Genomic DNA, 13,716 nt, shown 5'->3' with positions numbered 1-13,716 from the left:
ATGAAGCAGAAGTTTTTGCACGACCGAGCCCTGGCCCTGCGCCGTCGCGGTATCGGCAACACTTGCCTGGCTGACGGAGAGCGTCTCACCGCCAGAATCAATGGTAGCCAAAGTGCCGATAAGGTCTGGAAAAGGATTAACCGTGCTTGCAGCATCGACCTTAATGTCGCTGAGCGATGGGTCAACATTATAATGAAGAGTACTCTGAATCGTTCTGCCAAGCGTCGCAAAACCCGAGATATCGAATGCGACCAGAAGGGTGGCAGTGGTATCAGGTGAAATATCGATGGCCAACCCGGTAAACTGCGCAACATTGCCTGCCGTCGTAGTCGATGCAAGCACCGGCTCGCCGTCATCGATAGCGCCATTGCCGTTGGTATCTGAAATAAGTTTAACTAAACTGATGTCGGAATCGAGTGCCGTGCCGCTCGTATCGACAGTGACATCGGTAACGGTCACAGTATCAGGCGGGGAAGCATAAAGCCTTAAAACATCGGCAACGTGGGTTTGGCCCCGAACGGCCACACTATTACCGGTTGAGGAATCTGAGACCGTGAGGGTTCCCGCAAAAGCGCTTGCTATGTCTACAAAAAATACCAAAAGCAAGGCAACCGCAAAAAACAGGGTCAGCCTTGCTAGCTTATCGTATGATAATTCGCGAAAGAGCCTTTTAAAATGGAACATATCACCCAATTATGAAATGGGTGCAAAAGAAGCTTCATAGTCGTGTATCACCTCTGCTACAACATGAACTGCTACTTGTAAACCACTGTTACCACTGTTACTGAAATATGTTAATCTGAAAAACTAGGTCTTGCTTCTTGCACACAACTTTATTACTTGAAACCGGATAATCCCAACCGAGCCAACTACAGCTTACTACTTAAGGCCTGCTATAGCCTCCTTATTGTTCTTGTCTAACTTTAAGGCCTGCTCGAATTCACTTCTGGCATTAACGCTCTGGCCCAGCTGCCTGTAAATCAGTCCTTTAGAGCTGTGTATACGCGCCAGGTAAAGGCTATCAGAGGAGCCTATGATTTTCGCCAGCCCGTCATATGTGGCAAGGGCTTTTGAAAACTCCTTTTTCTGCGTATAAGCATCTGCCAGTGCAGCATAGTCAGCGGTGAAGTTAGGATTCATTTTTGCCGCCGTTTCAAATTCGGTGATAGCTTTGTCAAGCTGCTTTTTTTGCACCAAAATCCTGCCCACATTATAGTGAGCATCGGCGGACCCTTTATTCACCTTAAGTATTTCACCATACTGCTTATATGCGTCGTCAAGTCGCCCTTTTCGCTCGTAGGCATACCCAAGCTGAAACTGCACTTGCATGTCTTTTGGATCGCCTTCCACGGCTTTTTTAAGCTCTGGTATCGCTTGGTCCAGCTTACCTTGCTGATATAACTGCGTACCGTTCTTTTTCGCCTTTGCTATATCGGCTGAAGAAAGTTTTGTCTCATCTTTGCCTTTGCTGCCGCACCCTCCAAGAAATCCGGTGATTCCAATAATCGCAACCAGTGCGACCGCAGCCGCGATTACCAGTGTCTTAGTGCGTGAGATACTAGGTTTGCCCCTATAACCCATTAATAAAAACCTCCTGTAGTTAATTAAAAGCCAGGCTGAAACAATTCCTCAAGCCGGCTCTTTAATCCATCTTTACTGTGGTTGGGTGATCTTTGAAGGTCAAGATTGATGAGGTGGGTAGTTGTTGCATGTAGTTAAAAATCACCACCAAAATTGCTTATTCCTGCGGTAGTTACCACATTAATATTATCGCAAAAATCGAATTTATTAGCAAGCGCATAAATTATGGTAAATGCAGGTGAAGTCGGCTGTGCATATGCTAGCAGTACATACCGTTGTCCCTGCTACTGAAGGGAAGCGGTATTGTGGCACGTTTCGCACACCTTATCGAGTTGATTGGCTATTGTGCCGGCCATCAGCATATCCGGTGCCACGGTTTGTGTGTCGCCGGCCTGTGACGTGTTTTCAGAAGAGTGTGGGAAATTGCCGCCCGTGCCCGTCGCTACGTGGCATTGCTTGCAGGTTGGACCTTCGTTTGATGTGTCAGTCTCCGTAACCACCGCATATCCTGTGACAGAATCGGTGCTGTAGCCTCCGCCGGAGCAATCATGGCCGTAAACCGTCGTAGTCGTAGTGCCGAGCATGACGTTCTTCACGGTTTGCGTATCATCATGGCGCCCGAAATCGGCGTTGTGACAAGTTGAGCACCATTCAGACATAGTCTCCGAGGATTCACCGGTCGTGACGGTATAGAAGAGATATGTCTTACCGGGATTCGGGTTCGATTTTAGTAAATAGGTTGATGTTTCCCCCGTAAGCTTAACCGTCTGGTTGTCGTGTACCGAATGGCACTCGAGACAGCCCCATTTCGCGGTCTGTACCTGATACGAGGGGATAGTGTCGTCCGGGGCGGTAATCGTGGTCGAAGCCGTCTGCGTGGCATCCAGGCCGTGGCCCTCCGCATTCATCATGACATCGGTTCCGACGCCAGGTCCACCATAGTTATGGCAGAAATCGCAGGTCTCAGCTCTTTTGTTCGCCCTGGTCAGCATGTAACTGCCGGTCGCAAGGTGCACCGCATGGCATTCCTGACATTTATTTGTTGTTGTCGTGTACCCGCCGTGCGGCGTATTTGTGGTCGAGTCGTAAATCTGCGGCCAATTGTAGCCTGCCACCGTTGTGGTCGGCTCAATCGCCAGAGCTGTTGATGCTGTTGCTACGATAAAAGAGAAGATTGCTGCAACGAGGAGTACGCTTTTGCTTACTACACGCATAAAAACCTACTTGCTAAAAACCTTTGCACTGCCTAAACACCAAATAACCGAACTAACGAATCTATACTAACATAAAGCTCGCTTGCATTCAAGCCCAAATATACCTTAATACGGGATTCAAGTACCGGCTCGCTACTCAACCGTTATCTTTACGACCTGCACTCTATCGTTGAATTTATCAGCGATAGCAAACACACCATCCTGGTCGAACGCAATACCGGATGGCAGGTTCAACTCGCCTTCCCTAGAGCCCTGTTTGCTCAGCGTTGCGATCTGTTCACCTTTTGGAGTAAGCACTTTTATTGTGTTATCGAATGCGTCTATCAGGTAAAGAAGGTTTTTATCATCCATTACGATACCGCAGGGGAGGCCGAATGTCCTGCCCACCGCTTTGATGTCCTCGGCAGGTTTACCTTTAACCCATAAGAGGCCGCCATCACGCGAAAACGCTTCGAGTCTTAGGTTTAATGAATCTGATATGTAGACGCTGCCATCTTTACCGACTGTCAGACCTGAAGGTGAATCCATATCGCCCTCAGCGCGCCCCTGATGGCCCCACTTGGCTAATACATGCCCTTTGAGATCGTAGACTATGACGTGGCCATAGGTCGAGAGATAGAGTTTGCCGTTTGCAACATATGGTTTAAACGGCACCATAACTTTAAACTCGCTTAAGTAGTGACCACCCCTATCGTATATCACGACCTTGCTTAACGCCTTATCGGCGACATAGAGCTTGCCGTCTTTGGAGGTGGTGACGCCGACCGGTTCCATGAGTTCGCCCGGCCCGACCCCTTTGCGGCCGATTTTACGCAAGAACTGTCCGCCTGAGCGAAACTCAAGTACCCTTGCACGCCCGGTATCGGCGATATAGATGTTGCCCTCATCATCAAAGCATACATCGGTCGGTCGATAGAGCAGCTCATCGTCCTTTGTGCCGTAACCGTAAATGCTATAGAGGTGTTTCATGTTTTTAGTTTGCACTGGGGGCATACCAGGCGGACGGGAGATGAGGTAATACAGGTAGAGCAGGATTAACGTCATCACCACAAGTATTGCCAGCAATGTAATAAGAAAACTTCTTAAACTGATTCTCTGCATACTTTCAAACCTACGCTTAATCTTATTTTTCGAGTTGCTTCAAAGCCTTTTCGGCCTCCGGGTAACTCTGAACGTATTTTAACGCTTCTCGATACTCTTTTATCGCGAGATCGGTTTTGTTGGTCTTTTCGTAGCAGCAGCCCAAGAAGTAGTGGGCATCCGCAAGCGTTGGATTTACCTTTAAGGTCTTTTGAAAAGCTTGAACGGCTTGACCGTATTGCTTTTGGTCCTGGTACAGTTTTCCAAGCTGGTAGAACGCGAGTTCGTTGTTCGGATCGATCGCTACCGCCTGCCAGAAATGGCTTGCGGCGATATTGGGCTCTTGCTTACCGGTATAAGCCATACCGAGCTCAAAATGCGCGTTCCAGGAGCGCGGTTCTATCTCAATGGCCTTGTCAAGCTGGTCGATTGCATTATCTACCTGCTCGATCTCAAGGTACACGCCGGCGAGGCCTACATACGCCTCTGCATCTCGGGGATTTCGTTTCACCGCTTCCTTGTATTTAATCAGGTCTCTCTCGACGGCGGTTCTCACAACGGGCGGCTCGAAATAGACCCTTTGCACGATGAGCGCTGCAACGGCAAAAACAATGATTAGAAAGAGGATAATTGAGCCAGCCAGCCAGAGGCTAATTTTTTCCCCTGCCTTGGTTTCTTGCTGCTCGGCTTGCTCGTCAACGTCAGTTTTAAAAAAGTCGGAGAATTCCGTATCTTGCTCATAAGTCATACAAAGCACCTTACCGAAAAGAGTATAGCAAACTCAAGGTTTTTACAAGCGGTCATACGCCGCTCTCGCTTCACGTAGTTTTGGATTTAGTCGTAACGCCTTTCCGTATGCCTGTTTTGCCTGCACGCGGTTACCTTTCCGTTCGTGTATCCACCCGAGATCATAATATACGCGGTCGTTGTTAGGCTCGATTGCAAGGGCTCGACTCCACGTACTGATGGCTTCATCGTAATTGTTTAGATAAGCGTATGCAACACCCATATCGATGTATGCATCGACCATTACCGGGTTTAGCACAAGGCCCCGGCTGTTATTCTCGATTGCTTTTTTTAGATATACGGGTTTGCCGGCACGACCCGCAACCAGGTACGAGGCTGCTGCTGTGAAGTAGGCCTGTTCGTTGATGGGGTTGATATGCTGCGCTTGCTCGAATGCCGATGTGCCGAGGCTCAAATATTCCTGGTTTCCAGTTTTTCTACCAAGCTTAAAGAGCGCTTGGCCAAGCGAAGTCTTATATAATGGCTCGGTTACGTTAAGCGATGATGCCGTCTTATATTCGCTGACTGCCTGGGAGAATTTACCCACGCTCTCAAGGTCACGGCCCCGAGCAAAGTGGATATCGGCTACGAGCGGTATGCTGCTGAGTATTGCCAGGTAGGTGCACGCGAGCACAATAAAGCCGACAGCCAGCGGTTTTTTCGATCCTTCCAGTCCTGTCTCGACTATCCGGCCCTGGCCCCGGGTGAAGAGCAGCCTGCTTTCTATACCTAAGAAAATCCAAAACAGAGGGGCGACCGAAAAGTGGCTGAAGTTAAATTGCAGCTGTATCCAGTATGCGAGTAATGCGCCGAGCAGACCGGCGGTGAGCCAGCCTTCACGTACAGACCTCGCCGAGCGAAGCCTTTTTATCCCTAAGCCAATAAACGTAACAAAGATCCAAAGGTAAGCGACTAGGCTTATCATGCCGCTGGTCACCACGGTCTGCAATGCGTCGTTATGGGCTCTATCGAGAAGAGGGTCACCGGCGTGCTGTGTCCATCCCTGGGGTTTGTATTTGCCAAAAACATATTTAAACGTATCGGGGCCCGAGCCGAGAAGCGGAGCGTCGGCCACGAGGGGAAGCGATGCATTCCACATCTGGATTCTGGTAAGCGAGCTTCCTTCGATCTTAACTATCGAGGCGGCCCTGCTGGAGAGCGAGTATGTTGTCCCAGTTACGCCTACGCCGGCCAGGGCGATGAGCAGAATCGCTACCAAGATGAGTATCTGAGACTTTGAACTCTTGATGGTTCTCCAGTTAAACCAGCCCACCAGGATAACCCCGGCTGCGGTTCCCAGCCACCCGGCCCTGCCGAATGTTACAAGCAAGGCGATGGTCGAAAGAAGGAGCGCAAGATAGGGAAGGGCCCTAGGGACGGTAACCTTATCCCGGGATGATAGATAGGAAACGATAAGGGGGATGATAAGTGTATAGTAGGCGCCGAGGAACATGGCGTTGCCAAATGTGGCCATGCTCCGTCCGGATTCGAATGCGTTAGGCCGTCCAAACCCGGCGGCGCAATACACTTTGGCGAATAATAAAAACGGGTTCGTCCAGATATACTCGATAATCGCAACCGTTGAGACCAGTATCGAAGAGATAAGTATCGCTAAGAACAACGGTTTTAGTAGCCTTTTATTGGCCGCAACGTTATGCGCGACCAGGTACAGCGCAACGTAGCACGCCAGCGTCGATAACCCTTCCCACCGGCCGTATTGGCCCTGTAACGAGGTGGGTGGGCTTACCGATTGCAGGCCTGAGATAAACACGAGCATGAAGAATGCGACCAAGGGAAGCCGCATGGTCGAGACCGCCCATGTGAACCGTCCTGCCCGAATCGAGCGCGCTAGGTAAAGCGCTACTATTGCCAGTGAGAAAAGCTTAAGAAAGGTAAGCTTCGGAAGCCCGAAGACCGGCGAAGAAAGCGGGTTGACGAGAAGCGGGTATACGGAAACAAAGCCGATAATGCCGACTTCGACGATATTTAACCGCTGCTTTTCCTGAGCCGCAGGGGAGATAATAGCCTACCTCTTTCTCAAGTACCCGAAATTCTATCGCTACCGCGTCGCACCAATAAGATTGATGTTATATTCACCCTTACTGGATGCATTGACCGTTGTTGCAATATCAAAGCTTTTCTTCTCTCCGGCAGGCAGGCCTTTAACCTCTACCTCTCCAACCTTTATGCCCTGGCCCCTCTTGCCAAAACTGATCGCAAGGGTAACCGATCTCAAATTTTGTTTGCTGCCGTTTGTCACCGTACCGTAAACGCGCGAAAGGCCGTAGTTATCCGGATAATGGCCGCCTACCTCAAAGCCGAGCATGCCTTTAATGTCGTTGAGATCTTTGCCGCCCAGCGCACTTCCTCCTCCGGCGCCCGGAGATTTTACTGCGCCCACTAACGACGAGCTGCTGCAGCCTGCTGCGAGTAGAATTAACGTCAGTATTAGTAGGCTGAGCAATAGCTTAGCAAAGCTATTCTTCATGATAAAACTTCCTCCTGTTTGATGCTGTATTATGGGCAAGGACTGCCTATTAAATTATGTTATAACCGGTTGCTATACCACACTGATAACAGATTGTAATAAGAGATCGCTGCGGCCACCTTAAAAGTAGCAGCCTGCAAGAGTACGGTCAATAAAATGTGCCGTAAATATCTCCTCTACTCTTTTACGGATGCCGACTGTTTTTTGCTGCGCCCATTATGAGGGACACTTTCCAATGGTCTCCGGCATCTTTCGCAAGACCCAACGCCCACTCCCGTTTTACGTTAAGCGGTTTGCTTACGGGCTGGCGTGTTTTAGCATCGATGTAGTAGCTGTTATCGGTGAATTTGTAGATTGCTTCAGGCACGCCGAACTGCATACCGATTACTTTTATATCGGTGGTCTTATAAACGCGTACCCTGATTTTACCGCCGCCGAAGTCTTTCTCGTACGCGGTCTGGAATTGGCGCAGAGCCCGCCCTGTTAGACCTTTTGTGTAGTCATGCGGGTTTTTGGCCTGCATCAACTTGATGTCATCCTGCAGATCATTGGTAATCTTCTCTTTTAGCTTCACACCGGTAAGTTCATTTTTCTCGCTATGTACATCCGGGCTAGCCGCAATAGTGCCGACGGGCGGCACGCCGTTATCGGCGTTGAGCATGCTTAAAAACCAGATGGCAGCGGCAGTTACAATCAACGCTGTAATGATCAGAGCGGTCTTGTTGTTCTTCAAATATAGATCCATAGATCTCATACCTCCTTAACACATCTTACAAATACACGGTTTATACTGGGTGCTGTGTAAGAGCACTTTCGACTTGCTTAGCGCCAAACGACGCATATTACCTCCTTTAACAGTTCTGGCCGCTTGATGCCGGAACATACCTCCGGCAGGTTACGGTCCGGGCTAGAGTCACTCTACGGCGATTCCAGCGAGCCTCCCTGGCCGAATAGTGTCGATGCTTTAGCATGACGATTATCGCTATGGCACTTGTTACAGAAATCGCCATGGCAGTTAGCGCAGTTGCGTACCGGGTCGCCATCGCCATGGCACTGTATACATACCTTTGTCTGCACCGGTATCTGAGTATAGGCTGCCGGGCCGTGCTGGCGTATCCACTGCCGGGTCGGGCCATGTGGTGCAGGGAATTCATGGCACTTGTTGCAGAAGTAGCTTTTCGCAACACCATCTACGCCCTGATGAGGAAACTCGGCCGGTTGCATACCCGCTGGCTGCGGATGGCACTTGTCGCACAGCGCCCGGTTTGTAAAGGCGAGCTTGGCGTGACTGCCCTCTTTCCATCCGGGAGGATGGGGCAATTCTAGTCCATGACACCGTATACACTCTCCCTTCCACATCGCGGGTGGATGACAGCCACGACAATTCGTCAGCGGCTGCACATCGATTCGCAAGAACCCTCGGCTTGCGGTGCGTATATTGGTATCGGCCTGGTTTGGATGACAGAGGGTGCACGAAGCGCTCGCTTTCTGGCTGTTATGGCAATTGATACACTTATTCATGCTTATACGATCGGTTTTGTTTACAATCGCGTGTGGTGCGCTTGCATGGCAACTGGTGCAGGACTCACCGATAGCCAGAAACTCTTTATGGCTGACGCGGATATTGAAGCGCTTCACCGTTTTTCTTGGGATATCCTGGTGGCAGCGGAGACACGCATCGTTAGAGATCTGTGCCTGTTGCGGCTGTACACCCGCTCCGCTTAAATACGCCATCGCCCACCTTGCATAATCAAACTTGCCGGTAATGTAACCGGATATACCGGAACCTTCATGACATCTGACACAGCTCATTCCTTTGTGTTTTGTCGCAGTGCTCTCCGTGGCCTGTTTATCTTGATGGCAGCTTGTACAGATGCCCGGTTGATCCAGATAATTGAACCCATAGATAACGGCCGCACCTACCAATACGGTCATGACCGTCATGCTTATGAGGCGCTCTTTTGCCGCTCGCGGCTCCCGTTTTAAAACGACCTTTGGCAATTTCAGCTTCTTGCGGTCCATGATAGCCGTATAGATCAAGTATCCTGCGATTCCTAAGAAGCAAAGGATGACCAGGAGGATACCGGCCAGCAGCATGGTCTGTGCCGGGTCGGAATACGGGCTGTTGATCGTATCGGCGATGCTCTTCATAATCTTCGTGTACATCTCGCCAAGACTTATCCGTGCTGCCGTGGAAGAGTTAGTCGGATCCATTGCCCATCCCCTTCCTTAACTGCTTCAAGGCATCCTTTGGTAAGCCGGGATGGATATGTTGTGCATGGCATCGGTCGCAGCCCTGTTTCTGGTGACAGCTATAGCAGACCTGGCTGCCGCGTTTGCCGACAACTCTTGGATGTGCTTCTAAGAACGTCGCAGGATGCGGCATCTCGATTTGGTGACAGCTGTTACAGAGCGATTCCTGATGGCATTTTAGACAGCCCTGTCTCGATTTACGGGCTTCGGGGCCATGGATGTTGAGCCACGAGTCCGGATGCGGCATGGTCACCGAGTGACACATCAAGCAGAAATCGCTTGAATGACAGACCTGACAACTCTTAACATCGCCCATCCCATGCAGTTTACGCCAATCCTTACTATGCGTGATCTGCCATGGACCTTTAAATGTACGGTCGATTTGCCCCACATTTTCTACATGGCAAATTTTGCAGTCAGCACCGGGTCGGCCTGTGGCATGGCAATCGACGCATTTATCCATGGAGCTTATGCGCGGATTCGGCACGGCTTTTCCGTGGACTACGGTACTATGGCACTCGGTGCACATGTAGTTGGCTTTAATGATCGCTGTGTGATTGATGCGGATGTTTTTGTTGACGACGGTCTTGTTCGTATCGGAATGGCATGAGCGGCAGGCGACACTCGGCACTTTCGCCACAACCGGTTGCCGGTTTAGCAGGACGGAAGGGGAGAGAGCGACCATGCGCACGATATCGAGCCGTTGCCCGATAAAACTTATCGTATCGGGACGGCGGTGACAGAAATTGCAGTTGAGTTTACTATGCTTGCTCTTCTGCCAGGCGTTATATTCATGTCCATGGCATAAGCCGCAGAACGACGGCTGCGATGAAAGGGTGGATATACTGTTTGCGATTACAATTACTATGCCGATTACGGCAAATACAATCGTACTTTTCTTTAAATTCATATCAGCGATCACGCTAATTTGTCTGATCACCTTTCCTATATTTTGGATTGCTTATGTATAGGTTGATTCTTTGTGAAAGAATGTCGCCGACTTTTTGCAGGCCTATTTCCGGGTTAGCCGGAACAGCATTTATATATGTCGTTATTATCTTGACGGAAAATCCCTGGTAGACCCAACCGGTAAAATAACTTCCGCTGTCGTTTGAGAATCCCGATGACGCGCGTAGCGTCTCGATTTGGATGTCTTTCCGGTCTTTTGGGAACCTTCCCTCAAGGGTTTTCCTAATCTCTTGAGCGGCTTGCTCATCGTTGTCCTGATATGATACCAACACGTAGCTGTTGAGCGGCATGACTTGTGTGAATCGGTCGCCTTGCGGCTGGTAAATCGCTTCTGCCGCACGCCCGTCGCTGCCCGGGGTCTCGTGATGCGCGTTGGTACTGAAATCCTTTATGTTTGATGGGACAAGGCTAAGCGGTTCGATAGTCGGTTTTGGCTTCTCAGCTCTACTCTGCTGCATGGAACCAGGCGAGGGGTGCTGTTCTAATGCGTCCTTCGTATAGACGCCCATCGCTGATGACTCCCCGACAGCGTAGAATATCGCCGTGAAAAGAGAGAGCACGATTGCCGCGGCGACGATTCCGATAACGATGTGGTCTGCCGATATTTTGTGCCTGGCTGCCGGACTTTGCATTTTCAATAAACCTCTCGCTCGTTCTTAAGATTTCACCGTCTAGCTTGTTAAATGGTCAAGCTAGCAGCTCTAAAGTAATAAAGGCGCTGGTGTTTGCCAGCGCCTTTATTGAGTGCATTTCTCGTGTTACTGGGTAACACCGACATCCTCTGCGTGACACCTCAAGCAAACACTGTCGATTTGCTCCGTGGTCGTGTCGTACGCGCCGGTAATCGGGTTGCCAGACTCGTCAGTACCATACGTGAACGGTGTGTCCGTAGTGGTACCGTCAGGCATTACGTAAGATGCAATACCTGCGCCTGTCGGCATATCGCCGAGCAGCTTGGTCGAGCCCTCATCACCGGAGTGCGGGAAGTCAGACTTCGCGCGCATACCCTTGTAGCCGTTTGGCGTGATATGGCACGAGTTACCGCACCTGCTGGCAGTCGCCGGATACATATCCGTGACGTGACAGCTGTAGCAATCCGAAGCGTTGTTGGCGCCTGTTCCCGCTTGCATGTAAGGTACCGGGTGGGTACGGTCGACGTGCGAGTACTTACCAAACAATGTGTTGTTGGCACCCTGGCCGAGGTCTTTAACCGGATAACCGATGTTGAGGTTATGGCAGTCGGCACACCATACAGCGAGGTGCGCGCCATCGTTAACGCCGGTATCGGGGCCCTGCCATTGCGTCCAGAGGGTAAATACCGTACCAGCATCCTTGCCCGTCGAAGTCGTTGGACCACCGGTGTTGCCGGAAGTCATCGTTGTCTCCGGGACAAGAACTTGCGCGAGATTTGGTGTTGTAGCACCATGGCTCGTAAAGGTCACTCCCTTGTACTGGGTCATAGCCGTGTAGCTGTCGCATGAACCCGATGGAGAGTTTCTCAGGAGCATGTAACCGTCGGTATCCGAACCCGGCTTCCAGGTCAACTGGTTGCCGTTGTGTACAGAGTGACAGGTCTGGCACTGCAGTAGGTACGGACCTGTACGCTTCAATCCACCATGACCACCTGTCTTAAAGATCTTGTTCTCTGCCGGGTTATAGGCACGAGCTTTAATCTGAAGGGAGGAGCCATTGGCGCTAGAGATAGTCCGTACTTCTTGCCACTGCCATACTGAGCTGTCAGGAATCTCGGGGCCGGAACCGATCGTGTGACCGTTGCTGGTGTATTTGCCGGCCGTTGAGCGATAGTACGCTGCTCTAATGCTATGGATAGCGGACCCTACGTGGCAGTAATCGCACGCGCTGTCAGGATCGTCTGACCGCAACAACTCGTAGATACCGTCAGCACGGTGGACTCCGTGGCAAGTCTTGCACTTATTCGAAGTCGTGGCATAGTCACCGTGTGGGCCTCTCATCGTGCCTGTGCTGGTTGTTGTACCTTCATCTGCAAAACCCTGGTAATACCCAGCATCTGTTTGCGTACTGCCGTCAGCCGTTGTAACAGGGCCATCGGTATGCTGGAACTTCGAATACGAGCCCTCATATTTGGCGGTATTGCCGTTAGGAAGGGTAGTATCGTAGTTATCTTTATACGTCCAGTTCGACTGACCGTCAACGTTGTTATAGGTTGTATCACTGGCAGGATCACCAAAGAATTCTCCGGCCGTAGGTGTAACAACGTTAGAGCTGACAACAGCCGGTGGCGCTGCTGCAAATGCGACGCTTGATATACAAAGCACGAAAGCCATAGCCATTAAGATAATCAAAGCCTTTTTCATTCAATTTCACCTCCTTTCAGGTAAAGTAAAAGGTTACATCGAATGGACCGCAAAGCTTATCCCATTGCCCGGTTATACACGGCGTTGGCGTTGGGCTCGGGCTTGAGCCTTGCGGACGCATTGTATTGTATAGCGCTTAAATAAATGCTAGCTACGTTCGATCGATGTTCTTGAGCACCTTGCTTGAAGCTCGAGAGAAAAACTTAGATAGTGTGGTTCGAGGTATTACTTTGCAGGTCTTGCTCAAATATTGCCTACTCTTGTACTGTCAAAATTCTATTTAGTGGTTCGTTTATGTGTTGAATCGCATCTGCTGCTCACGTCTTTTTGGTTTTCAACCAAACGAGTAATTGCTAAGGTAAACATAACATACGAAAGCGCGTTAGTAAATAGATTTATAATGATTTGTAGTGCAAATTACAATACTATGTAATATTATTAACATGCCCTGGCATGTTTTACCGCTACATCGCTGCAATGCAAGCAAAGATAGTTCCCGTCCGTACAACCGCTTTTTAATGAAAGGCGCATCGCGCGATACGCCTTTCATTTCTCATATCGTTTCCCTATGCGGGGGAATGTGCCGTATGCATGGATTGCGAATCCACCAGGTCATCATGCCGCTTCGCAGTAATGCCGTAGGCGGCTGCGATCTGCGCTATTCTGCCGTTCTCGGTAAGCATCACGGTGCGCCCTCTAAGCTCTTTTGCTAAGGAAATCGAGGCGGCTTCTTCCTCGGTGCAGCCGTGCTCTCCCGCGATCTTCTTGGCGAGATCGGGTGAGAACGGTTTTGTTTTTAGCAACGCACCGAGCCTCGTGCCATTTTCCTCAACATCCTTATACTTTTCGTATATCGACCCCGTTACATATACCTTGCCGAGCTCACTGATAATCGAGCTGGCGTAGCCTTTGCCGAGGGCCTCTTCTACGAAGCTCTCATCAAAGACATACCGGAACGAGCGCCTCCGCAGCATCCACAGCACAAGTGCGAGTAGTGGGATACGGGCTA

General features: G+C 50.3%; 12 protein-coding genes and 1 pseudogene. All 13 read right to left on the bottom strand.

Annotation, left to right across the window (positions count from 1 at the left end; genetic code table 11):
* A pseudogene (locus ACYC56_RS07630) lies at positions 1 to 684 on the bottom strand (hypothetical protein); the annotation flags it as partial.
* A gap of 195 nt (positions 685 to 879) precedes the next feature.
* On the bottom strand, positions 880 to 1,581 hold the full coding sequence (locus ACYC56_RS07625; RefSeq protein WP_461373584.1) for a tetratricopeptide repeat protein: 702 nt from the start codon (positions 1,579 to 1,581) through the stop codon (positions 880 to 882).
* A 284-nt stretch (positions 1,582 to 1,865) separates the two neighbouring features.
* Positions 1,866 to 2,795 carry a hypothetical protein gene (locus ACYC56_RS07620; protein WP_461373583.1) on the bottom strand — a complete coding sequence of 310 codons (930 nt, stop codon included), beginning with the start codon at positions 2,793 to 2,795 and terminating at the stop codon, positions 1,866 to 1,868.
* A gap of 132 nt (positions 2,796 to 2,927) precedes the next feature.
* Positions 2,928 to 3,896 (bottom strand): 6-bladed beta-propeller, encoded by a 969-nt coding sequence (locus ACYC56_RS07615; RefSeq protein ID WP_461373582.1) that lies wholly within the window; start codon positions 3,894 to 3,896, stop codon positions 2,928 to 2,930.
* A gap of 22 nt (positions 3,897 to 3,918) precedes the next feature.
* Positions 3,919 to 4,623 carry a tetratricopeptide repeat protein gene (locus ACYC56_RS07610; RefSeq protein ID WP_461373581.1) on the bottom strand — a complete coding sequence of 235 codons (705 nt, stop codon included), beginning with the start codon at positions 4,621 to 4,623 and terminating at the stop codon, positions 3,919 to 3,921.
* Positions 4,624 to 4,665: 42 nt separating this feature from the next.
* On the bottom strand, positions 4,666 to 6,465 hold the full coding sequence (locus tag ACYC56_RS07605; protein ID WP_461373580.1) for an O-antigen ligase family protein: 1,800 nt from the start codon (positions 6,463 to 6,465) through the stop codon (positions 4,666 to 4,668).
* A 255-nt stretch (positions 6,466 to 6,720) separates the two neighbouring features.
* Positions 6,721 to 7,149, bottom strand: a complete 429-nt coding sequence (locus tag ACYC56_RS07600; protein WP_461373579.1) for an FxLYD domain-containing protein — start codon at positions 7,147 to 7,149, stop codon at positions 6,721 to 6,723.
* Positions 7,150 to 7,333: 184 nt separating this feature from the next.
* Positions 7,334 to 7,894 (bottom strand): hypothetical protein, encoded by a 561-nt coding sequence (locus ACYC56_RS07595; RefSeq protein WP_461373578.1) that lies wholly within the window; start codon positions 7,892 to 7,894, stop codon positions 7,334 to 7,336.
* Between the two features lie 173 nt (positions 7,895 to 8,067).
* Positions 8,068 to 9,363, bottom strand: coding sequence for a hypothetical protein (locus tag ACYC56_RS07590; protein WP_461373577.1), 1,296 nt, complete (start codon positions 9,361 to 9,363; stop codon positions 8,068 to 8,070).
* The gene (locus ACYC56_RS07585) at positions 9,350 to 10,342 is read right to left on the bottom strand and encodes a hypothetical protein (RefSeq protein ID WP_461373576.1); all 993 of its coding nucleotides are present in this window, start codon (positions 10,340 to 10,342) and stop codon (positions 9,350 to 9,352) included. The genes ACYC56_RS07590 and ACYC56_RS07585 overlap by 14 nt, the downstream gene beginning before the upstream one ends.
* A complete protein-coding gene (locus ACYC56_RS07580; protein ID WP_461373575.1) occupies positions 10,326 to 11,009 on the bottom strand; it encodes a hypothetical protein in 684 nt (227 codons plus the stop codon). The genes ACYC56_RS07585 and ACYC56_RS07580 overlap by 17 nt, the downstream gene beginning before the upstream one ends.
* Positions 11,010 to 11,129: 120 nt before the next feature.
* On the bottom strand, positions 11,130 to 12,707 hold the full coding sequence (locus ACYC56_RS07575) for a hypothetical protein (protein ID WP_461373574.1): 1,578 nt from the start codon (positions 12,705 to 12,707) through the stop codon (positions 11,130 to 11,132).
* A gap of 566 nt (positions 12,708 to 13,273) precedes the next feature.
* The coding region (locus ACYC56_RS07570) for a hypothetical protein (RefSeq protein ID WP_461373573.1) at positions 13,274 to 13,716 on the bottom strand (443 nt) is incomplete at its 5' end.

This window comes from Candidatus Aquicultor sp., from assembly GCF_054640775.1.
This window is presented reverse-complemented; position numbering and strand designations above follow the sequence as displayed.